The organism is Brevibacillus borstelensis (genome assembly GCF_037834415.1).
Lineage (GTDB): Bacteria > Bacillota > Bacilli > Brevibacillales > Brevibacillaceae > Brevibacillus > Brevibacillus borstelensis_A.
The window spans coordinates 1-20,152 of record NZ_JAUMSJ010000057.1; the positions used below are offsets into that span (position 1 = coordinate 1).

The window sequence follows — 20,152 nt, forward strand, 5'->3', positions numbered from 1 at the left end:
ATCAGTACCGCGACGTCAACTGGGAGGTTCCCATCCGGCTTGACAAGTAATGCCAGCTTTCTTGCTTTCTCTCTTTTTGCTATAATAGGGCAGAGAAAATCGAGGGAGTTGTGACGGAGGATGCAAGAGCTGTTTGACAAAATGAAGGAATACCTAAACATGGACACGGAAATTTCCTTTGAAGAGTTTGACGGTTACTATAAAAAGGTGACAGCGTTTCTAAACGACAGCTGGACCAGCCTGAACGAGGACGACACCATGCATATGCTGTTCATTCTCGACAACCTGAAGTCAAACGGGGAAGACCGTTCCAAGCGCAAGAACAAGGAAGCCAAGAAGTACGCCAAGATGGCACAGCGCTGCGAGATCTGGGCGACCGCTCTGATCAATCGTCTCCGTGAAGCGGGACTTACCGACGAAGAGATCGGCAAGCGCTACGAAACAATTTACGAAGCGGTATAAGCAAACCGGGGGAAACCCCAAAACAAAATGGAAGCAAACAAGACGGCGGAGGGTGCGAAAAAGCGTTCTCCGCTTCTTTTTCAACAGACATACGGTTGGTTTGCCGCTTTCATGCAACCTTTTGAATCTGTCTCTCTCAGTGTGAATGTTACAATCCCCACAGTCTCCCATGAAATCATCATGCCCTATTGACAAAGAGCAGACAAAAATCTATAATTTTTAACTAATTTAAAATATTACGTAAGGACGAAAAGAAGCGTAGAAAAGGAAGAGTAGGAGCAAAGACGACGCGCAGAGAGCCATCCCCCGGTGCTGAAAGGATGGACGTCAGCTTGCTGTGAAAATCACCTTGGAGCTGTGTTCTTGAAAGTGCCGCTGATGCGATGCAAGTAAAGGACAACGGAAGCCGCCACCGTTATCCGGCGGAGTCTCTAGACTTCATCGGAGACTCTCAAAGTCTGTTTTTTGTGAGGAAAACAGAGAAGCTGAGTGGTACCGCGATGCCCTCGCCTCAGCCAGTCGTGCGCACATGTTGCACAACTGGCCGACGGCGGGGGCTTTTCTTCTTTTCGGTTAGAGAAACAGGATGTACCCCAGGAGAGGAGCAAGACCATGAAAACGGTAAAAATGGAAGACATCATCGTTGCCAACCACGTACTGAAAGATGTGATCGAGAAGACGCCGCTGCAGCTGAACAAGCGGCTGTCCGAGCGGTACGGCTGCCATGTGTATCTGAAACGGGAGGATCTGCAGGTAGTCCGTTCCTTCAAAATCAGAGGAGCGTACAACCTTATCCGCCACTTGTCCGAGGAAGAGCGCCAAAGAGGCGTCGTCTGTGCGAGCGCAGGCAACCACGCGCAGGGTGTGGCCTACTCCTGCCAGCTTCTGCAGATTCGCGGCACGATTTTCATGCCAGCCACGACGCCGAGACAGAAGGTCACACAGGTGAAGCTGTTTGGCGGAGAGTACGTGGATGTCGTGCTGGGCGGAGACACGTTTGACGACTCGTTTGCGGAAGCGATGAAGTTCTGCCTGCAGGAAAACATGACGTTTGTCCATCCGTTTGACGACCCGTATGTCGTCGCCGGTCAGGGGACGGTAGGCGCGGAGATCATGAACGACATGGACGAGCCTGTCGATTTCGTATTCATGAGCATCGGCGGCGGAGGGCTTGCCGCAGGCGTAGGAACGTACATTAAAGGAATCAGTCCGTCTTCGAAGATCATCGGCGTGGAGCCCGCCGGAGCAGCTTCCATGAAAGAGGCGCTGGCCCACGACGATGTGGTCACGCTTGACGAAATCGACAAGTTCGTGGATGGAGCGGCGGTAAAACAGGTGGGGCAGCTCACGCGCGAAATATGCCAGGATGTGCTGGACGACATCGTGCTGGTACCCGAGGGGAAGGTCTGCACGTCCATTCTGGAGCTGTACAATGAAAATGCCATCGTTGTGGAACCGGCAGGAGCTTTGCCGATCGCGGCCCTTGATCTGTACCGGGAGCAAATCGCGGGGAAAAACGTCGTTTGCGTCATCAGCGGCGGCAACAACGATATCGACCGGATGCAGGAGATCAAGGAACGCTCGCTGTTGTACGAGGGTCTGAAACACTACTTCATCATCAACTTTCCGCAGCGTGCAGGAGCTCTGCGCGAGTTTATCGACGGTGTGCTGGGGCCGCATGACGATATCACCCGGTTTGAGTACACGAAAAAGAACAACAAGGACAACGGCCCTGCACTGGTCGGGATTGAACTGAAGTCTCAGGAGGATTACCAGCCGTTGATCGAGCGGATGAAAAAGCACGGTATCCGCTATGTGGAAATTACGCACGATCCGTACCTGTTTAATCTGCTGATCTAGGCAGCAAAAAATCAGCAAGCTTGGAACAGTTGCGGTGTTGTAACACAGCAGAAAATAGTCAAAAAAGTATTAATACAGAGAAAACAGAAGCAAACAGAAGCGAGAGCGAGCAAGTCTGTGATAAAACAGCGTAATGTTTTATAACAAAGTTTTATAAAACAATCACTGTTATAATACAATAACCTCAACGAACAAATTCGGGAGGTTACGGTCATGACACCAATCACATCGTTCTTTCGCTATCTGGAATCGAAATGCTGCGCGGCTTGCGGCCAAACCATGGTAGAGCAGGCTGAGTCCTATATGACAGAGTGCTTTACCTGTCAGGAAAAGGCCACACACGATGCTTACCTGTACTATCGCACAAAGAAATAGGCATTTTCCCTTGTAAACATGCGGAAAAATGCCCCATCAGAAGAAAGAACCAGGCCCTTGCAAAGAAATGGATAGAGCAGCAGAGAAAATTCTCTGTCGACTCTATCCATTTTTTTTGCCAATAGCTGGCCAAAGCAGAGTCTTCCTGTCAGCTACTTTTTGTTTGAAATGATGTTTTGCGCCTGTTCCTTGACGTAGTCGATCAAGCCGAGCTGAAAACCGCGATTTTCGAGCAGCCGTTTTGCTTCATACGTTCCCGCGTAATAAGCGAGTACGTGCGGGTCGTTTTCCAGGACGTGACGGCATGCTTCGTCCCGCCAAAGCTCCTGGTACCAGTCTGCCTGTTTGATCTTTACCACGAGCTCTTCGTAGGGCGGCTCCGGCTTTTTCCACGGATTCAGCCGGTGGAAGACTTCTGCCACGATCGCCACCACGACCAATATTCCGATCAAAAACATGCTAGAAGGCCCAATTGCCGCTTCGGAACACAGGCTCTCTCGTACCGTCGGCAGTAATTCCGTCGATGTCCATTTCGCCTGATCCGATCATGAAATCCACATGAGTCAGGCTGGTGTTGATACCTCGCTTGTCGAGCTCCTCCGGCGTCAGGCTGGTTCCGCCTTCGATGCAGACGGGATAGGCGTTCCCGATCGCGAGGTGGTTGGAAGCATTTTCGTCAAAGAGCGTTTCAAAGAAGATCATGTTGGACTGGGAAATCGGCGACTGATGCGGAACCAGAGCGACTTCCCCCAGATAATGGGAGCCTTCGTCCATTTCGATCAGCTGCTTCAACACCTCATAGCCATTTTCCGCGGAGAAATCGACTATCCGTCCCTTTTCAAAGGTGAGGGAAAAGTTCTCGATCAAGTTCCCGTTGTAGCTGAGCGGCTTCGTACTGCGAACGACACCGGATACCCCCGTTTTCTTCGGAGCGGTAAACACCTCTTCGGTCGGCATATTGGCCATGAAGCGGATGCCTTTGGCGTTCACTCCGCCTCCGCCGATCCAGATGTGAGAGGGCGGCAGCTCGATGGTCAGATCGGTGCCGGGCGCCTTGTAGTGAAGAGCGTGATACTGCTTCTGATTCAAGTATTCAACTTTTTGATTCAACTGCTCCTGATGGGCTCTCCAAGCCTGAACAGGATCGTCCTGATCGACTCGGGTGGCGCGGAAAATGGCCTGCCAAAGCGCCGGGATTCGCTCTTCCTCAGGAAGTTCGGGGAAGACCATCGTTGCCCAGGCGGGGGACGGTGCGGCGATCACAGACCAGCTCACTTGATCGCTCATCATATAGCCGCGGTATTTGTACAGCTCCTGGCCGGCTGATTTTTTCGCCGCAGCCAGCCGCTCCGGGCGAACGCCCTTCAGCAGGTTTGGATCGGAATCGATGATGGTGAGGAAGGCCGCTCCTTCTTCCGCCATCGTCTCCAGCCCTTTTGCTTTCCACAACGGATACTCGTGAAAGGCTTCATCCGGAGCGAGATCGTACTTCATTCGCGTCAGTTCGTCGTCGCGCCATTCCATATGTACGTCTTTTGCCCCTGTTTCGTACGCTTTTCTCGCTATTTTTCGGACGAGATCGGTGGAGGAAAGGGAAGCGGTGATGACCAAAGTCTGCCCCGGCTGCACATTCACGCCGACTTTCACGGCCAATGATGCATAGCGGTCAAGCATGGTATCGAATGCAGTCATAAAAAAACCTCCTCGCAACAGTTGGATTGGAATTGTCTTTTTGTCGGCGAATCGCAGAGGTGAAGGATGCTGATGCTATTATAACAGAGCAGGCCGCTGTCATGGGCCACGATCATAAGGCGCTTGCAATCAGAAGCGATTAGGGGCACTCTATGGAAAAGAGGTACAAGGGAAAAGGAGGAGCGGACATGTTTCACCCGCTTATTTTTGACAATATCAAAGTGGTGCTGGAAGGGGCTGTGTACGACCGGGACTTCGACGGCAGCATCACGATTATCGGGCGTTCGGACATCATGGATATGGCTGCGTTCTACAGACAGTTTCAGATCGAATTTCGTCTGTCGGATGAATCCGGGGAGGGACAGGGCCCGTTCGCTCAAATGCAGCTGCGGACGTCGCTGGCGGATATCGCGGCGGAGCAATTGGAGCAGCCTTTGACCGAGCATATCGGCTGTACGGTCTGTATCCACTTTTTCATTACAATCACAGACGTGCAGAGGGAAACAGAGGCAGTGACACGGATGTTGAATGACATCTGGGGGAACCGGCCGCATATTGCGCAAACCATAAAAGCCAAGCTGGACGAGTATCAGCTGCATTGGCCGCCCGAGCAGTACGAGAACCAGATCACGCTTGATTTTCATCGGAAAATCGACGAGGGCAACATCGAGGATCTCCGCGATTTGGTCGATCATACGATAGCCTCGCTCACCCAACTGCATGCACACTTCGGCAAAAGATCGTGAATTCCCTGTTTACAAGCGGAAAGACAGGCAGTATCATTTTGTTAACGCACTTTATAATTTGGTTAACAAAATGGAGGGTGTCATGAGAAACGAACGATTGAAGTGGCTGGTGCTGTCTGCCATCTTTGCCGCTGTAACGGCTGTCTTTTCGCAAATTACGATTCCGCTTCCGGTCATTCCGATTACGGGGCAGACGCTGGCTGTAGGGTTTACCGCGACGATTTTGGGGAGCAGGTGGGGAACGGCAGCTATCGTGATCTACGTCCTGTTGGGGGCAGTCGGGCTTCCAGTATTCTCGGGTGCGAGCGGCGGACCGCAGGTTCTCGTAGACAAAACCGGCGGTTACATTTTCGGCTTTATCATCACGGCTTTTGTGACTGGTCTTATTCTCGAAAAAACGCGCTTTACCTTTACATGGGCGCTGGCCGCCAATATCGCCGGAATGATTATTACCCTCGTTTGCGGCTCTGTCCAACTGAAGTACGTCATGGATATTCCATGGGACAAGGCCTTTGTCGCCGGAGCTGTACCATTCCTTTTGGTAGGTGTCGTCAAAGCCGTACTCGCCGCCTGGATCGGCATCAAGGTACGCGAGCGACTGGTATCGTCAAACCTGCTGCAGACAAGCAGCAAGCCTCTGACTTAAAAAAGACAAATCGCATCGCCCGCGAAGCAGTGGGCGATTTTTTATTTTCGCAGCGGCCTCTTTCCCAAAGGGCGAGCATCGTTCCTGGAGCCATTCTCCATTTCGCCGTCTTTCTGGTCTCGTCACCGGCATTTCCCTCCATTTTCCGCCCCAACAGATACGGCTTGCCATGGTATAAACAGCCTGACTGGTTGGATACTACGAACAGCATTGGAAAAAACACGACAGAGAACGGGGGAACGATTGTGAATATAACCACCATACCAGGCCCAAAAGGCCTGCCAATCTCAGGCAACCTGCTCGCCTTTCGAAAGGACCCGCTCCGCTTCCTGCGCGAAGCCGCAAAAGAACACGGCGATGTAGCCCGCTTTCGCTTTGGCCCTTCCCGGCATGTGTACCTGATCAACAATCCGGACATGATCAAGGAAATTCTGGTGAGCAAGCAGTCCCATTTTCGCAAGGGAAAAGGCTTGCAGGTCGCCCGGGCAGTCGTCGGGGACGGCATCCTCACCAGCGAAGGGCAAAAGCACATACGCCAGCGCAGGCTGATGCAGCCGGCATTCCACCGCGAACGGATCGCCACCTACGGAAACGCCATGGTTCAGCAGGCGACAAGCTTGATGGAGGAGTGGAAGGATGGGGAAGTCCGCGACGTCCATGAAGACATGATGAAAGTGACGCTGGCGATTATTACAGAGACGATGTTTGGCAAAGGACTGAAGGAAGGGGCCGACGAGATCGCCCGGGCCATCGATGTTGGCCTGAAGTACGTATCGACGAAAGCCTCGTCCTTCATTGACATTCCGCTTACCGTTCCAACCTCAAGCAACCGTCAGTTCCGCGAGTCGGCCGAGCTGCTCGACAAGACGATCTACAACATTATCGAAGAGCGCCGCCGCGAAGGCGGACAGGGGCGCACAGACCTGCTGGCGATGCTTTTGGCCGCAAGGGACGAGGATGACGGCAAAGGAATGACGGATGAGCAGGTGAGGGACGAGGTCATGACCATCTTCGTCGCTGGCCATGAGACGACAGCCAACACGATGTCCTGGATCTGGTATTTGCTGGCGACCAACCCCGAGGCGGAGCAAAAGCTTTGGAACGAGCTGGACGAGGTGCTGGGGGGACGGCTGCCTGCGGTAGAGGATATTCCGAACCTGAAATATGTGAACCAGATTATCAGCGAAACGCTGCGCATGTACCCGGCGGCCTGGACGATCAACCGGGAAGTCGCGGAGGAAGTGGAAATCGGAGGGCATACATACAAGCCCGGGGAAACGCTCATGATGAGCCAGTACGTCATGCATAGAAGCGAGAAGTACTACGACAAGCCGGATGAATTTATCCCGGAACGGTTTGAAGGCGATCTGCTGAAGCGCATCCCGACGTACGCCTACTTTCCCTTCGGCGGCGGTCCGCGCATCTGTATCGGAAACAACTTTGCCCTGATGGAAGCCGCGCTGCTGCTCTCCACGTTTGCGCAAAAGTACCGCTTTCGGCTCGCCGATTCGGGCAAGCCCGTGGAAGCGGAGCCGCTTGTCACCCTTCGCCCGAAAGGCGGGCTGATGATGAGGCTGGAGGCCCGCTCGCGATAGGAAAGCCGAAAAAGACACGGACCTTTGCTGGTTCGTGTCTTTTTGCGATAAAAAAAGGGCATCTGCCCACCATTATGCTTGTTCCGCCAAGGTGTTAGATACCGAACTGGGGTTTATTTATCACTGAAAGCAACATGCTATACAAGATAATCTACCAGACAATTATAAAAGATCTATTAACTGAGGATAAATCTATATAAATTATGATTGGAAAAAGGGAATCGTGAAGGAAAAAGAGCTCCCTCTCCCAAGCTCGCTGCTGACGGTAATCATACCGCCGTGCCGTTGGACGATGCTTTGGCAGATCGTCAGGCCCAGACCGGTTCCGCCGTTGTTTCGGTTGCGCGATTTTTCCGCCCGATAAAATCTGGTGAAGATTTTGGTCAGATCCTCCTGTGAGATGCCTTCTCCCTTGTCGATCACGGAAAACAGCACATGGCCTTCCCGCTGGTCGCAGGTGAGCAGGATCGATCCGTTTGGCTTGTTGTAGTAAATGGCGTTGTTCAACAGATTTTCCAACACGCGGCGCAGCTTGGTCTCATCGGCTTCGATGTACAGCTCATTGGAGATGCGCAGCTTCCACTGGAGGGTCAGCCCCGAATCCTTGATCTTGACCAAATAGTCCTCGATGATTCCTTTCGCGAAGCTCTTCACGTGGATGCGGGTCAGGTTCAGCTTAAGTTCCGTGCTTTGCTGGGTAAAGTCCTGCAGTTCATCGAGCAGCTTTTCCAGATCGTCCGTCTTCTGTTCGATCTTGTTCATCTGCTTTTTGATCCGCTCCAGATCGTTTACCCGTCCCGAAGCGATATAGGAAGCGTATCCCTTTATCGTTGTCAGCGGCGTTCGGAAGTCGTGAGCGATCGCGGATATCAGCTCGGACTGCCGCTCCTCCGAAAAACGGAGCTGGTCGACCATGTCGGCAAAATAGCGAAACAGACGGCCAAACTCGTCTTCCGAGTGGTACGTAAACGAGACCAGCCGTTTTCCCTCGCGAATTTCTTGCGTCACCCGGGACAGCTCGTTGACCGGCCGGTGAATCCAGCGGACGAAGAAGCCGAGCAGGACAAGCCCGACCAGGGCTATGCTCCCGTAGATGTACCAGAGCATCATGCTGACTCCTTTTGTCGCCAGAATATCGGAGTCATCTGTGTAAAAGTAGATGATGGTTTCCCCTTTTTTCGGAGGCTCGTGTTGAAAATGGTATTCCGCCACCACTTTCAGGTCGGTGTTTTCCTTGTTCGTCTTCCGCGGCGGATTTTTCAAATTGTACGCTTGAGACGCCTTGCTGTAGATCGTATTGCCGTTGGCATCCTTGACTATCATTTTGTAAACCAAATCCTCTGGCAACTGCTTTTCCAACTCGCGGCGGTCTGTCGGGTCCCTGAAATTGCTGGAGCTGAGCAGCTGATTGACGCGTACCTTCTCAGCCGTTTCCTTTTCGTAGCGATATTGATTGTGGCGATCTGTCTTCAACTGCACGACAATGATATCCTCGAAGACGAACTTGAAAACGAGCAGGTTCAGCGCAATCAGTGCGAAAAACGAGAGGAACAGCTTGTTGCGTATGCTCATCTATACCTTCTCCCCGATGAAAACGTATCCCGTCCCCCATTGTGTTTTGATGAACTGCCGTTCCCGTTCCAGCTTTTCACGCAGATTTTTGATATGAACCGTCACAGTATTGAGAGAGCCGTAGCCGTATCCCCATACGCGATCGTAGATTTGTTCCCGCGTAAACACGATGCCGGCATTTTCGGCCAGAAAGGTGAGCAGCTGAAATTCCTTTGTGGACAGATCGATTTTTTCTTCGTTCACAAAAACCGAGTACGTTTCCTTGTGGATTTCCAGCCCTTTAAACTTCAAAACGGTAATGGAGGAACCGGAGGGGTCTTTTTCGCTGTGATCCTCCGTATGCTTCCGAATCCGCTCGTACCTTCTCAGATGAGCGCGGATGCGGGCGAGCAGCTCTTCCGTATCGAACGGCTTTGTGATGTAGTCATCTGCCCCGATCTCAAATCCGACGACCTTGTCGACCGCCTTTCCCTTTGCGCTGAGAAACAGGATCGGCAGGTCCGACTCGCGCCGAATCTGTGAGCAAAGTTCATAGCCGCTCATATTTGGCATCATGATGTCCAAGAGAATCAGATTGGGCTTCAGTCCCTGCTTCAACAGATTGAGGGCATGCTCCCCGCTCTCCGAAGAAGTCACCTCGTACCCTTCGTTTTCCAAGATATCTTCAAGAAGCTCTATGATTTCCTGATTGTCATCTACAAGCAAAATGTGGTCTTTCACAGGTACTCCCCCAGTAACCTCAAATCTCCTGAATTTTTCTATTCACTCCTATCATAACACGGTTTGACTGGTGAAGGGCAAAGAAACCAGACGTTACCAGCGGGTTCAGGCAGGAAAAAGGCCATCTATGCCGAATGGCGGGTGTTACTACCTATTGACACCAGGTACTAAATTTCGTCAGAAAAAGCCAGAGACATGTCGTCCCTGGCTTTCATTTTTGTGCTTGCACTTACTTGCTGGGCTGCGCCTCCGGCTGCTGCTCCTGCTGTGGCACTGCTGGTGTCTCAGCGGGTGCTGCCGCCTGCTGCTCAGTCTGTTGCTCTGGTTGAGCCGCTTCTGGTGCTTTCTCCTGTTGCTCTTGCTCAGGTTGTGTTTCAGGCAAGGAAGCCGCTTGTACCGCTTTCTTTGCCGGAGGAGTGTCGGTGGCTTTCGCCTGGAGCGTTGGAACAGCGACTCGCTTGGCTCCTACAAAGCGTTTGCTCCAGTAGTAAGGGTCGCTCAATCTGGTGTTGACGACGCCTCTGCCGGACTCCGAGTGTACAAACGTGTCGTTGCCGATGTAGATTCCCACATGGGAAATGCTTCTTCCATTCGTCCTGAAGAAGACGAGATCGCCGGGCTGCAAATCTTTGCGGCTGACCGTTTCGCCGACTTGATACTGAGACGAAGAACTGTGAGGCAAATCTACACCCAGCGCATCAAACACATAGCGTGTAAAACCGGAGCAGTCAAATCCGTTTTTCGTGGTACCGGAAGACTTGTATGGAACACCGTACAGATCATTGACGACATTCATCAGAGGGGCTGCCTCCTGAGCATGCGCCGCACTGGCACCCATCGCAAGCAATCCGGCCATTAGTAAAGAAACTACCGTCTTGCGCAAAAGATACTGCTCCTCTCCTGAGCCTACGAGGTTAGCTGAAGGGTTCGGTTGAAAGGAATGCCCTAGACTGCAGGAGCGCAGCCATTCACCCCAAAGATATTGGGTCCCCCGTTTCCGCATGGCGGAATTCGGCTATTTTTCGATATTTTTTTACACGCACCTCCACACAATTCAACACCTGTCCCAGTTATCCTTTTCATATCTTTCTTTGTTCACAAATTAGCCACAATATTTTGTCATACGCTGTAACGTTTTTGCTCTTCCATGCTAGCGATGCTTTTCTTCTTATTAATGATCCGTGCGGTATACGGATTTCTTCTGGAAACGAACGATACCACTCGTACAAAATGGGCTTGTCCCAGCGATGAGGGGCACTTGTCCGATTGGGGAACGACGCATTATCCGTCCAGGGACGGAGGCAAAAACCAACCGCACGCCCGTTATGTCGAACTCCGGACCCGTCTAGAATAAAGGCATAAGGTTGACACCAACAAATAGTCGATTGGAGGGAAGCATTTCATGAGCGAGCGGTCTGGCAAGGTGCTCCTTGGACTGGCTTTGCTGCTGACCGGAGGGTTCGTCTTAATGGACCTGATCGGCATCGACGCCGGCGATTTCCTCGGTGTGCTGATTCCCGGGCTGATCATGTTATACGGAGCCCGCAAGGTAATGGGTAGCTCCGGTTCCCGCTTCTGGGGGATACTGGTCTTTCTGTTCGGGCTGTTAATGTTGATCGGCAAGCTGCATTTACTGTTCAATATCGCACTGGCTATCGGTGTGATCTACCTCGGCTACCGCTTTATCCGGCGCAAGGACAAGACGGATGATTCGATGCCGGCAGCCTGGGAGAGGCAATGGGCCAGGCAAGTATTGAAAGAAGATGCCCTGGACAGCTGGGAGCATCGCGTAACCAGGAAGCAACAGCCTTGATGCGATGATGAAAGTGATGGAACAAACCTGAATAGTGCAAGGTACATGACAATCAAATTTCTTGTGATATGATAAGGAGGACTAAAAAATGGGTATTTTTAAACGACTGCGTGACTTGACGGTGGCTTCTGTAAATGACGCTTTGGATTCGATGGAAGATCCGGTGGTCATGCTCAACCAGTATATGCGCGATATGGAAGTGGAGATCGGGCAAGTGGAAGTGGCTGTTGCCAAGCAAGTAGCTCTGGAGAAAAAATTCCACCAGCAATGGGAAGAGGCAGTGGCGCTTGCGGAAAAACGGGATCGTCAGGTGAAGCTGGCGCTGACCGAAGGAGAAGACTTGCTGGCGCGCCGAGCCCTGGCTGACAAAAAGCAATACGAGCTGCGCGCTCAGGAATACGAGGCCCTTTATCTGACAGCTTCGGAAGCGGCTCAGCAAATGCGCGAGAAGCTGGCCGAGTTGAAAGAGGAATTTTATAAAATGAGAGCGAAAAAGTTCACTCTTATGGCAAGAGCGCAAGTTGCGAAAACGCAAAAGCAAGTAAACAATGCGATTGTCGGCATCGGAAATCAATCGGCCGGCAAAGGCTTCTACCGGATGGAAGAAAAAGTGCTGCGGATGGAAGCGGAAGCCAATCTGAGCGGCCAATGGCGCCAGACCAGCGCAGGTTTGGAGCAATCCCTCGAGTCCCTTGAAAAGAATGATCTGGATGAGGAATTGGCGCAAATCAAAGCCTCTTTGCAAGGCAAGAAGGATGCCGAGCCTGCAAAAGTTGAGCAATGACGACAGGAATCAGGCATCTCGTGTAGAATAGGAAGTGGCAACCAGGCAGCCTGTCCAAGCAGGCTGCTTTTCCCCTAGGAGGTTCTATTCTTGGCAGACTTTATGGTCTTTTTACGACGATTTCTCGCGGAGCCAGGACGTGTGGGAAGCATCATTCCGAGCTCTCGTTTTTTATGTGAAAAAATGCTGAGCAGCGTAGACTGGAACAAGTCCGATGTGATTATAGAATTAGGTCCTGGAACAGGGGCCTTTACCGAGAGCATTCTTGAGAAAAAACGGATCGACGCCAAGTATGTTTTGGTGGAGAGAGATCCGCAGTTTCGCGAAATGCTGAGCCGCCGATTTCCCGGAGTCACGATGTGGGACGAGGCGCTGATGCTGCAGCAATACATCAGAGAGACCGGGATTGGCAAGGCTGACGCCATCATCTCCGGACTCCCGTTTGCCAATTTTCCCGCAGAACTGCGGTCGGGCATCTTGAATGAAGTACAGTCTGCCCTTGCTCCGGGAGGTTTGTTCATCACGTTTCAATACTCCCTTCAACTGAAAGCTGAGCTGCGGACGCGCTTTCAGCGGGTAGAGACCACATTTACGCCGTTGAATATTCCGCCTGCGTTTATTTATACATGCCGTGACGGAAGTGTAGGAAAATAGCCGACATGGGGCGTAAGAGAGGAGACCTTTGTGAAATTGTCCCGCTTACAAAAAATGACGGTCGGTGTCTTGATCATTTTGACAGGAATTGGCCTTTTTCTTGACAGCTTGCATATCATCTCGTTTGGCCTGTTTGATCTGTGGCCGATGGTGCTCGTCTATTTCGGCGTGCAGATGTGGGGAAATCACAAGCGCGTCCGGGGAGGACTGTTGGCCGGGCTTGGCATCATGATTGCATTGAGCACGTGGCTTGAGATCGACATGGACGAGGTGTTCCAGCTGGCCATCCCGCTTTTGCTCATATACTTTGGATTTCGGCTGATCCGCGGACGTTCGTCTAATAAAGGAATGCGGCAGTTGATCCCCGACGAGAATGCCGAGATAGCCGATGCCGATCCGATTTTTGCCTCAACGGAAGAAAAGGCGGCTACGGGCCAACCCGGGCAATCCGGCCAATCGGGCCATTGGCGGCAGAGAGCGCGGTATCGCAATCCATTTGGCAAAGAACAGGGCAAATGGACCGCAGCGCCAGGGGGAGCCGGCAATATCCTGTCGACCAAAGATTCCCGCAGTTCGCTGATCGGCGATTTTCACTTGACTTCAGGGCGGTTTGAACTGAGTCAGCTGCATATCTGGCACGGCATCGGGGATGTTGTCATCGATTTGTCCCGCGCGATGCTGATGGAAGAGGAAGCGTTTCTGATAGTCGACGGTTGGGTGGGGGACGTCACCATTTACGTTCCGGTAGACATGCCGGTAGCCGTATCGGCAGAGGTGCGCATCGGCGACCTGGAAGTGTTTGGACACAGGCAGGGGGGCATCAATCGCAGCGTGATGATCCGCTCCGAACAGTACGAACAGGAAACGCCAAAAACCAATGTACAGATTTCGCTGCTCGTCGGCGATGTTAAAGTCAAGTACATCTAGGGGGTACTGACAAATGCGACGACAGCGATTGGCCAGTATCCAATGGCAGTACGTTCGCTACGGCTTGCTGCTGGCCGTAGGAGCGGCTGCCGCCTCCTTTTTGGGAAGCGTGATTTTATTCTATCTGGTGGCCGGGGACCCGGACATCACGGCTTGGCTTGCGAGATACCTGCATCTCTATTTGCCCGAGAAGCTCGACTGGAAAACGCAGTTGGCCTCGTTTGTGTTTGCGCTCCTGACAGCCGGCATCGTCGGGTTGGTAGGAGGCTATATTTTCGGGAATCTGCTGAAAAAGAGATTGCAGGTGCTCTGGGAGGCAGCCACCAATCTGGGACGCGGCATCTTGTCTTCCCGCGTCCCGGAGCTGGGCGAGGATGAGATCGGCGAACTGGGCTGGCAGCTGAACCGTTTGGCGGCCCAGTGGGAAGAACAGGTCGCTTCGCTGCAGCGGCTGTCCAACCATAACGCCGCTTTGGCGGAGCAATTGAAGCATACGGCGGTTACCGAGGAGCGGCAGCGGCTGGCCCGTGAACTCCACGATGCGGTCAGCCAGCAGTTGTTTGCCATCGCGATGACCACTGCGGCCTTGAAAAGGCTGATCGAAAAAAATCCGCAGCGGGCTGCGCAGCAAATTGAACTCGTAGAAGAAATGGCAGCGGCAGCGCAGGCCGAGATGAGGGCGCTGCTGCTTCATCTCCGTCCGGCGACGTTGCAGAACAAGGCGCTCAAGGAAGCCATTGAAGATTTGCTGGAAGAGCTGACGCGCAAAAATGCGATGGACATTAGCTGGGAGATCGAAGAAGTGAATAATCTGCCGAGCGGGATCGAGGATCACTTGTTCCGCATTCTGCAGGAATCTCTCTCGAACACGCTGCGGCATGCCCGCGCCAATCACATCGGGGTGAAGCTGTTTACGCTCAAGGGACAAGTCAGGCTGCGGATCGTGGACGACGGGGTTGGTTTTGATCCGGAGGGAGAGAAGCTTACTTCGTATGGCTTGAGAAGCATGCGGGAGCGGGTGGCGGAGCTTGGCGGCTCGCTGGATATTTACTCGGCAGTCGGGAAAGGAACGCAAATCGAGGTGCGCATCCCGATCATGCTGCAAGCGGAATCGGAAGGGAGAGAGCTGACATGATACGCGTATTGCTTGTGGACGATCATGAAATGGTCCGAATGGGATTGGCTGCCTATTTGTCTACGGAGGACGACATTGAGGTGGTAGCCGAAGCATCAAGCGGAGAAGAGGGCGTGAAGCTGGCCGTCGAGCTGAAGCCTGACGTGGTGTTGATGGACCTCGTCATGGAAGGGATCGGCGGCGTGGAAGCGACCAGGCGGGTTCGCGAAACCTGCCCCTCCTGCAAGGTCATCGTCTTGACCAGCTTCATCGATGATGAAAAAGTGTACCCGGTCATTGAGGCGGGAGCGTTCAGTTATCTGCTGAAAACGTCGCGGGCGGCGGAAATTGCCCGCGCGATCCGGGCTGCGGCCGCGGGGGAACCGGTTCTGGAATCCCGCGTCGCCGGCAAGATCATGGCCCGTTTCCGCCATGGACAAGAAGCCCAGCCGCATGAACAGCTGACGCCGCGCGAGCTGGAAGTATTGAAGCTGATCGGCCAAGGCAAGTCCAATCAGGAAATCGCTGACGAACTGATCATCGGCATCAAGACGGTAAAGACCCACGTCAGCAACATTTTGTCCAAGCTGGGCGTCGAAGACCGGACACAGGCAGCCATTTACGTACATACGCACAATCTGGATTAGCTGCCTCGCTCTCTTTTTCAACTGCATCCCCTTTCCTGCATACGGACTCACCCCTTTGGGTGAGTTTTTTTGCTTGAATTTGGCAATCATAGAAGAAGAATCATGCGGAAAGGAGAACGGGCGATGAGGCACAAACCACGTACGCGCTCCAGGATCATGGCAGTCGATCAGGGCGTCGACATTGTGGGCGATGTCCATGCTTGCTACGACGAGTTTATGGAACTGTTGCAGCTCTTGGGGTATGAACGTTGCCACGACGGGACCCATCGGCATCCTGCGGGCCGAAAGCTCCTTTCTCTCGGTGACATAACAAGCCGCGGGCCACAATCGATCAAGATGCTGCAGTTTTTCGTCCGGCATGTCGCAGCTGGCCTGGCGGAGATGGTGGACAGCAACCACGGCTGGAAAGTAGCCCGCTGGCTGGACGGCCGGCCTGTCATGCTTGCGCACGGTGACGAAAAGGTAGCGGACGAGTTTCAAGCATTCGAGCGGGAGTACGGGGCGAGGAGGGCCGATCAATTAAAGGAGCAGAGCAGGAGGCTTCTGTTTTCATCCCCTTCGCACATGATGGTTCACTACCGGGATCGGCTTGTCCTGGTTGCTGTTCACGCGGGGATACGCGACGAATACATCGGCAAGGAGTCTCCGTCTATTCAGAGCTTCTGCCGATACGGAGACGTAGCCGGAACAGGCGCCGACGGGAGACCGATCCGCAGGGATTGGGCGGCGGAACGGGTAAAAGCGGAGCCGCTCATCGTCTGGGGGCATGATCCTCGTCCGCAGCCGGAAAGAAAAAATGGCACGCTTAATATCGACCAGGGGTGCGTATTCGGCGGGATGCTTACCGCCTATCGCTTCCCGGAGGACGAAATTGTGAGCGTACCTGCGCGCGAAAACTACTCAGGTCTGTCGGACACGCCGTTGACTCGCTACTTGGCCGAGTTTGGATGAATCACACTCTCCAATCAGCCGAAGTCGATCGAGACGTGGCATCAGGCTCTTCCTGATCCTCTGTCCGGGCAGCGCTCTGTCCGTTCCGCTTGCGCAGCAGGGAGACTTGCTGGATCGTGTTTTTGGCGGTCGAATGGATTCCGACAGCGGCCAGAGCAGCCGTTCCGCCTTCCAGCAAGGCGAGCCGCCAGTCGAATCCCGGGTTGTAGATCCATTGATTGGCCACGTACAAACTGCAAATCAACACCATGGCGACCCAGCCGCGCAGCTTTTTCGGTATGTGCAGGAAATCCGACATGCTGGCCGCTGCAGCCAGTGCCAAAGCAATGATCAGACCGAGGTCAAAGCCCATCAAAATCCCTCCTTGCTCAAGGGGTGCGCAGCTTTTCGTAGAGCCGTTTCAGGATGATCGCTTCGGCCCACAGCGGCAGCGGTTTATCCGGATCCTGGCGCCAGTCTTCATTGGTAAGCAGCCCCTCTTTAAACATCCAATCGATCGCTTCCCGCTTCCATTCAGGCACGTCGGTTCCTCCTTTGTCTCCCGGGTTTGTCTGGGTCGGCGGCTTGTATGGACGGTTGGTATACTCGCAAAACGCGCGAACCACGCCCTCTGCCAGCTCTTTCCAGTCCCGATGCAGTTTTTCGGCATCCAGCGAATTGTCCGCGAAGCCGTATTCGATAATGACCGTCTCCACGCTCCCGGTTTCGCGGTGCATGAAGTAGTAGTCTTTGCTGGGGTTATTCGGGAGTGTCCGGGTGAAAATACGGCGTCCCGGCATCCCCTCTGCTTCCAGATCATCGAGGATCAGGCGGGGGAACACAGCCGGGGAGTATATGGAGTAGATCACCTCAGAGCCGCGCCCTCCCCCGGCATTGATGTGGTTGGAGATGCAGCAGCGGGCACCGCTGTTTCGCACCAGGGTGGCGCGATCTTCGCTCGTCAGGGTCATGTCGTTTGTGCGGGTGATGGCTACAGGGATGTTCAGAGCTTGAAATCTTTTGTATTGATACAGCGAAATCTGCAAATTTTTCTCTTTTTCTGTAAAGAGCTGATTGGAGCCGCCTCCGGGATCGATTCCGCCATGTCCCGGATCGATAATCAAAATGGGGGTCATGAAAGTCACCTCCTGTTTCAGCATATGCCGAAGAGTGCGTACACGCCGAAGGACTGTTCGCTCATTTTCCCCCCCGGGCGGCGATGTACAGGGCACGCAGTTGTGGTACAATAGGAGAGATTCAATTCCAAAAGAGGATGGTAATGTATTGATGGCTTGGTACAACTGGGTAATCCCGATCGTGACATTGATTATCGGCCTGGCCGGAGGATTTTTCGGCGGCACGTACTATCTGCGCAAGCAGGTGGAAAATATGCAGATGGATGACAAACAATTGCAGGCAATGGCCCGTTCGATGGGTGTCAACCTGAATCAAAAGCAGCTGAAGCAAATGAGCCGCAATATGAAGAACATGAAGATGCCTAAAAAGTTTGGAAAGTAATCGGCAAAGGGGATGACGACGTGGGTCCGACCCGTCTGCGTTATACGATGATCGGCTTCATTGTCGGCGTCGTCGTTGTTTATCTAAAAGCGCTTCCGATCAGCGAAGGAGTTCGTTTTGCGTTTCCTTTTTACGGCGCGGGGATTGGTTTGCTGATTGACGGCATCATCTTGCGAGTGAGGCAGCGCAGGGGGAAAAATGAGTAGCATGCGGCTGCCGGGAGCGAAATACGCAGTACAAAAAAATGGATAGAGTAGCGAGAGAGTTCTCTGCTGCTCTATCCATTTGCTTTACTTTGTAAAAAACAGCTCATACACCATTTTTGTAATCAAGGTGATGGACACCAGCAAAAACAGCGGACGAACGTAGCGGACGCCTGTTTTGATCGCGACACGGGCACCCAGCGAGGCTCCCAACAGCATCGCCACACCCATCGTTAGTCCGGTGATGAAAATCACTTTGCCTTCCAGGATAAAGACCAGAAGAGCCGCGATGTTGCTGGCCAGATTCAGAATACGTCCGTTGCCGGCTGCGATGACAAAATCATAGCCGAAGAGAAGAACCATCAAAAAGACGAAAAACGATCCGGTGCCGGGGCCAAAGAAGCCATCGTAGAAGCCGATCAAAAACGTGAGCGGAATACCGAGACCGAGAGTAAAACTGGTGTATCCCTTAAAGGAAGTGTTCTCGCCAAATCGCTTGTTCATCAGCGTATAGACGAAAATGACGCCCATCATGATGATAACCAGCACCCTGAGAAATTCTTGCGGGACGAACAGTACGGTCTTTGCTCCGAAGTAAGCCCCTATAAGCGAAAAAGGGAACAGTATAGCCATCATTTTCTTGTCGAATTTACCCATGCGGATAAAGGTGACGGAGCTGGTGGCCGAAGAGATGGTGCCTGCCAGCTTGTTCGTTCCCAAAGCCAAATACGGCGGGATGCCCAATCCGAGCAGCGCGGGCAGAGAGATCAAGCCTCCACCGCCTACCGTACTGTCGATAAAGGCAGCGATAAAACCAAATAAGGCCAGAAAAAGAATCGTTGATAAGTCTAGATCCACGGCGATCACCTTGCTTGTTGAATTGGGTTCATGAATAATCCAAGTCTAGCACGGCTGTTGAACATTGCAAGATACTATTTACTGATATAGGGGGATTTTGAAGATTACGATACTTTGCATACCGATTTGTTGTAAAAGTGATCGGTTTGCATTATAATAAAAGCGAGCTTTGAATTACATACCATTGAGGAGGATTGTTATCATGGCACATCAACTTCCTGAACTGCCTTACGCACACAATGCATTGGAGCCTCACATCGACGCGCAAACCATGGAGATCCACCACGGACGCCACCATGCTACTTACGTAAACAACCTGAACGCCGCTTTGGAAGGCCACGCTGACCTGCAAGCGAAATCCGTAGAAGAGCTGATCAGCAATCTGGATGCACTTCCAGAAGGAATTCGCGCTGCTGTCCGCAACAACGGCGGCGGTCATGCCAACCATGCTCTGTTCTGGCAAATTATGAGCCCGAACGGCGGCGGACAGCCTGCCGGCGCACTTGCTGACGCAATCAACGCAGCATTTGGCAGCTTTGACAACTTCAAGACTGAGTTTGCGAAAGCGGCTACTACACGTTTCGGTTCCGGCTGGGCATGGCTGATCGTAGATGGCGGTAAATTGGCCATCACCTCCACTCCAAACCAGGACAGCCCGATCATGGAAGGCAAAACGCCGATCCTCGGTCTGGATGTGTGGGAGCATGCTTACTACTTGAAGTATCAAAACAAACGCCCTGACTACATCGGCGCGTTCTGGAACGTTGTAAACTGGGACGAAGTAAGCAAGCGCTTCGAAGCTGCCCGCTAAGCGGAGCTTACACGCTAGCGCATTGCCAAAAAGGCATGTCGGATGATCCGGCATGCCTTTTTCCATTTACATGGATAGACATTCGCAATTTATCAATCGTGCTGCTTTAGCTATGGGGATATAAGGCACTTTGCCCTGCATCCCCTGTACGGGGGTGCTAAGAACAAACAAAATAACGTTGTTTGAACATTTTTGTTAGATAAATCTGACATACCTAACAATTTC

At 52.8% G+C, this 20,152-nt stretch carries 24 protein-coding genes, 1 riboswitch and 1 other annotated feature; of the genes, 16 read left to right on the forward strand and 8 right to left on the reverse strand.

The features are described 5' to 3' along the window. Nucleotides 1-120: 120 nt before the first annotated feature. From Q3F21_RS25800 to yhfH, 3 genes are all read left to right on the forward strand, one after another. Nucleotides 121-462 carry a hypothetical protein gene (locus Q3F21_RS25800; RefSeq protein ID WP_340259257.1) on the forward strand — a complete coding sequence of 114 codons (342 nt, stop codon included), beginning with the start codon at nucleotides 121-123 and terminating at the stop codon, nucleotides 460-462. A 250-nt stretch (nucleotides 463-712) separates the two neighbouring features. After that, nucleotides 713-979 (forward strand) — a binding site (T-box leader). Nucleotides 980-1,074: 95 nt separating this feature from the next. Beyond that, nucleotides 1,075-2,322, forward strand: coding sequence for a threonine ammonia-lyase IlvA (ilvA, locus tag Q3F21_RS25805; RefSeq protein ID WP_340259259.1), 1,248 nt, complete (start codon nucleotides 1,075-1,077; stop codon nucleotides 2,320-2,322). Between the two features lie 213 nt (nucleotides 2,323-2,535). Further along, nucleotides 2,536-2,697: a protein YhfH gene (gene yhfH, locus Q3F21_RS25810; protein ID WP_340259261.1), complete on the forward strand. Its 162-nt coding sequence runs from the start codon at nucleotides 2,536-2,538 to the stop codon at nucleotides 2,695-2,697. 152 nt (nucleotides 2,698-2,849) lie between these two features. Here the strand turns inward: yhfH and Q3F21_RS25815 are convergent, their stop codons facing one another. Then, a complete protein-coding gene (locus Q3F21_RS25815) occupies nucleotides 2,850-3,155 on the reverse strand; it encodes a hypothetical protein (protein ID WP_340259263.1) in 306 nt (101 codons plus the stop codon). Nucleotide 3,156: 1 nt separating this feature from the next. Further along, on the reverse strand, nucleotides 3,157-4,389 hold the full coding sequence (locus Q3F21_RS25820; protein ID WP_340259265.1) for an aminopeptidase: 1,233 nt from the start codon (nucleotides 4,387-4,389) through the stop codon (nucleotides 3,157-3,159). 188 nt (nucleotides 4,390-4,577) lie between these two features. Between Q3F21_RS25820 and Q3F21_RS25825 the strand changes: the two genes are divergently transcribed. The 3 genes from Q3F21_RS25825 to Q3F21_RS25835 all read left to right on the forward strand — a co-directional run bounded on the left by Q3F21_RS25825 (nucleotide 4,578) and on the right by Q3F21_RS25835 (nucleotide 7,376). Next, on the forward strand, nucleotides 4,578-5,135 hold the full coding sequence (locus Q3F21_RS25825; RefSeq protein WP_340259267.1) for a hypothetical protein: 558 nt from the start codon (nucleotides 4,578-4,580) through the stop codon (nucleotides 5,133-5,135). Between the two features lie 82 nt (nucleotides 5,136-5,217). Then, nucleotides 5,218-5,781 (forward strand): biotin transporter BioY, encoded by a 564-nt coding sequence (locus Q3F21_RS25830; RefSeq protein ID WP_340259269.1) that lies wholly within the window; start codon nucleotides 5,218-5,220, stop codon nucleotides 5,779-5,781. A 245-nt stretch (nucleotides 5,782-6,026) separates the two neighbouring features. Beyond that, the gene (locus tag Q3F21_RS25835) at nucleotides 6,027-7,376 is read left to right on the forward strand and encodes a cytochrome P450 (protein WP_340259271.1); all 1,350 of its coding nucleotides are present in this window, start codon (nucleotides 6,027-6,029) and stop codon (nucleotides 7,374-7,376) included. 201 nt (nucleotides 7,377-7,577) lie between these two features. On the opposite strand, the gene Q3F21_RS25840 is transcribed toward Q3F21_RS25835, so the two are convergent. The 3 genes from Q3F21_RS25840 to Q3F21_RS25850 form a co-directional block, all read right to left on the reverse strand. Next, nucleotides 7,578-8,948 carry a sensor histidine kinase gene (locus Q3F21_RS25840; RefSeq protein WP_340259273.1) on the reverse strand — a complete coding sequence of 457 codons (1,371 nt, stop codon included), beginning with the start codon at nucleotides 8,946-8,948 and terminating at the stop codon, nucleotides 7,578-7,580. Further along, nucleotides 8,949-9,668, reverse strand: coding sequence for a response regulator transcription factor (locus tag Q3F21_RS25845; RefSeq protein ID WP_340259276.1), 720 nt, complete (start codon nucleotides 9,666-9,668; stop codon nucleotides 8,949-8,951). Between the two features lie 229 nt (nucleotides 9,669-9,897). Next, entirely contained in the window at nucleotides 9,898-10,551 is a 654-nt protein-coding gene (locus Q3F21_RS25850; RefSeq protein WP_340259278.1) for a C40 family peptidase, read from the reverse strand. A 5-nt stretch (nucleotides 10,552-10,556) separates the two neighbouring features. Continuing rightward, a riboswitch (cyclic di-AMP (ydaO/yuaA leader) is annotated at nucleotides 10,557-10,695 on the reverse strand. Nucleotides 10,696-11,070: 375 nt separating this feature from the next. Between Q3F21_RS25850 and Q3F21_RS25855 the strand changes: the two genes are divergently transcribed. The 7 genes from Q3F21_RS25855 to Q3F21_RS25885 all read left to right on the forward strand — a co-directional run bounded on the left by Q3F21_RS25855 (nucleotide 11,071) and on the right by Q3F21_RS25885 (nucleotide 16,558). After that, nucleotides 11,071-11,481, forward strand: coding sequence for a LiaF transmembrane domain-containing protein (locus tag Q3F21_RS25855; RefSeq protein WP_340259280.1), 411 nt, complete (start codon nucleotides 11,071-11,073; stop codon nucleotides 11,479-11,481). Nucleotides 11,482-11,569: 88 nt separating this feature from the next. Further along, nucleotides 11,570-12,265 carry a PspA/IM30 family protein gene (locus Q3F21_RS25860; protein ID WP_340259283.1) on the forward strand — a complete coding sequence of 232 codons (696 nt, stop codon included), beginning with the start codon at nucleotides 11,570-11,572 and terminating at the stop codon, nucleotides 12,263-12,265. A 90-nt stretch (nucleotides 12,266-12,355) separates the two neighbouring features. Next, nucleotides 12,356-12,919 carry a class I SAM-dependent methyltransferase gene (locus Q3F21_RS25865; protein ID WP_340259285.1) on the forward strand — a complete coding sequence of 188 codons (564 nt, stop codon included), beginning with the start codon at nucleotides 12,356-12,358 and terminating at the stop codon, nucleotides 12,917-12,919. A gap of 30 nt (nucleotides 12,920-12,949) precedes the next feature. Continuing rightward, nucleotides 12,950-13,846 (forward strand): cell wall-active antibiotics response protein LiaF, encoded by an 897-nt coding sequence (gene liaF, locus Q3F21_RS25870; RefSeq protein ID WP_340259288.1) that lies wholly within the window; start codon nucleotides 12,950-12,952, stop codon nucleotides 13,844-13,846. Between the two features lie 13 nt (nucleotides 13,847-13,859). Further along, nucleotides 13,860-14,981 (forward strand): HAMP domain-containing sensor histidine kinase, encoded by a 1,122-nt coding sequence (locus tag Q3F21_RS25875; RefSeq protein ID WP_340259290.1) that lies wholly within the window; start codon nucleotides 13,860-13,862, stop codon nucleotides 14,979-14,981. Next, nucleotides 14,978-15,607, forward strand: a complete 630-nt coding sequence (locus tag Q3F21_RS25880; protein WP_340259292.1) for a response regulator — start codon at nucleotides 14,978-14,980, stop codon at nucleotides 15,605-15,607. Before Q3F21_RS25875 ends, Q3F21_RS25880 begins: the two co-directional genes overlap by 4 nt. A 123-nt stretch (nucleotides 15,608-15,730) precedes the next feature. Further along, complete coding sequence (locus Q3F21_RS25885; RefSeq protein ID WP_340259294.1) at nucleotides 15,731-16,558, forward strand: metallophosphoesterase; 828 nt, start codon at nucleotides 15,731-15,733, stop codon at nucleotides 16,556-16,558. A gap of 1 nt (nucleotide 16,559) precedes the next feature. Here Q3F21_RS25885 and Q3F21_RS25890 read toward each other — a convergent pair whose 3' ends face one another. After that, nucleotides 16,560-16,910 (reverse strand): hypothetical protein, encoded by a 351-nt coding sequence (locus tag Q3F21_RS25890; RefSeq protein ID WP_340259296.1) that lies wholly within the window; start codon nucleotides 16,908-16,910, stop codon nucleotides 16,560-16,562. 16 nt (nucleotides 16,911-16,926) lie between these two features. Continuing rightward, entirely contained in the window at nucleotides 16,927-17,673 is a 747-nt protein-coding gene (locus Q3F21_RS25895) for an N-acetylmuramoyl-L-alanine amidase family protein (protein WP_340259299.1), read from the reverse strand. A gap of 151 nt (nucleotides 17,674-17,824) precedes the next feature. On the opposite strand from Q3F21_RS25895, the gene Q3F21_RS25900 reads away from it, so the two are divergent. Both Q3F21_RS25900 and Q3F21_RS25905 read left to right on the forward strand, forming a co-directional pair. Further along, nucleotides 17,825-18,055 carry a YneF family protein gene (locus Q3F21_RS25900; RefSeq protein ID WP_003391547.1) on the forward strand — a complete coding sequence of 77 codons (231 nt, stop codon included), beginning with the start codon at nucleotides 17,825-17,827 and terminating at the stop codon, nucleotides 18,053-18,055. Nucleotides 18,056-18,075: 20 nt separating this feature from the next. Then, a complete protein-coding gene (locus tag Q3F21_RS25905) occupies nucleotides 18,076-18,261 on the forward strand; it encodes a hypothetical protein (RefSeq protein ID WP_340259301.1) in 186 nt (61 codons plus the stop codon). Between the two features lie 84 nt (nucleotides 18,262-18,345). On the opposite strand, the gene Q3F21_RS25910 is transcribed toward Q3F21_RS25905, so the two are convergent. Continuing rightward, nucleotides 18,346-19,116, reverse strand: a complete 771-nt coding sequence (locus Q3F21_RS25910) for a TSUP family transporter (protein WP_340259303.1) — start codon at nucleotides 19,114-19,116, stop codon at nucleotides 18,346-18,348. 202 nt (nucleotides 19,117-19,318) lie between these two features. Between Q3F21_RS25910 and Q3F21_RS25915 the strand changes: the two genes are divergently transcribed. Next, the gene (locus Q3F21_RS25915) at nucleotides 19,319-19,927 is read left to right on the forward strand and encodes a superoxide dismutase (RefSeq protein ID WP_340259305.1); all 609 of its coding nucleotides are present in this window, start codon (nucleotides 19,319-19,321) and stop codon (nucleotides 19,925-19,927) included. Nucleotides 19,928-20,152 lie beyond the last annotated feature (225 nt).

Bases quoted from the DNA above. Each gene is read 5' to 3' on its own strand.
- Q3F21_RS25800 (WP_340259257.1), top strand. From the start codon at position 121: ATGCAAGAGCTGTTTGACAAAATGAAGGAATACCTAAACATGGACACG.
- ilvA (WP_340259259.1), top strand. From the start codon at position 1,075: ATGAAAACGGTAAAAATGGAAGACATCATCGTTGCCAACCACGTACTG.
- yhfH (WP_340259261.1), top strand. From the start codon at position 2,536: ATGACACCAATCACATCGTTCTTTCGCTATCTGGAATCGAAATGCTGC.
- Q3F21_RS25815 (WP_340259263.1), bottom strand. From the start codon at position 3,155: ATGTTTTTGATCGGAATATTGGTCGTGGTGGCGATCGTGGCAGAAGTC.
- Q3F21_RS25820 (WP_340259265.1), bottom strand. From the start codon at position 4,389: ATGACTGCATTCGATACCATGCTTGACCGCTATGCATCATTGGCCGTG.
- Q3F21_RS25825 (WP_340259267.1), top strand. From the start codon at position 4,578: ATGTTTCACCCGCTTATTTTTGACAATATCAAAGTGGTGCTGGAAGGG.
- Q3F21_RS25830 (WP_340259269.1), top strand. From the start codon at position 5,218: ATGAGAAACGAACGATTGAAGTGGCTGGTGCTGTCTGCCATCTTTGCC.
- Q3F21_RS25840 (WP_340259273.1), bottom strand. From the start codon at position 8,948: ATGAGCATACGCAACAAGCTGTTCCTCTCGTTTTTCGCACTGATTGCG.
- Q3F21_RS25855 (WP_340259280.1), top strand. From the start codon at position 11,071: ATGAGCGAGCGGTCTGGCAAGGTGCTCCTTGGACTGGCTTTGCTGCTG.
- Q3F21_RS25860 (WP_340259283.1), top strand. From the start codon at position 11,570: ATGGGTATTTTTAAACGACTGCGTGACTTGACGGTGGCTTCTGTAAAT.
- Q3F21_RS25875 (WP_340259290.1), top strand. From the start codon at position 13,860: ATGCGACGACAGCGATTGGCCAGTATCCAATGGCAGTACGTTCGCTAC.
- Q3F21_RS25880 (WP_340259292.1), top strand. From the start codon at position 14,978: ATGATACGCGTATTGCTTGTGGACGATCATGAAATGGTCCGAATGGGA.
- Q3F21_RS25885 (WP_340259294.1), top strand. From the start codon at position 15,731: ATGAGGCACAAACCACGTACGCGCTCCAGGATCATGGCAGTCGATCAG.
- Q3F21_RS25890 (WP_340259296.1), bottom strand. From the start codon at position 16,910: ATGGGCTTTGACCTCGGTCTGATCATTGCTTTGGCACTGGCTGCAGCG.
- Q3F21_RS25895 (WP_340259299.1), bottom strand. From the start codon at position 17,673: ATGACCCCCATTTTGATTATCGATCCGGGACATGGCGGAATCGATCCC.
- Q3F21_RS25900 (WP_003391547.1), top strand. From the start codon at position 17,825: ATGGCTTGGTACAACTGGGTAATCCCGATCGTGACATTGATTATCGGC.
- Q3F21_RS25915 (WP_340259305.1), top strand. From the start codon at position 19,319: ATGGCACATCAACTTCCTGAACTGCCTTACGCACACAATGCATTGGAG.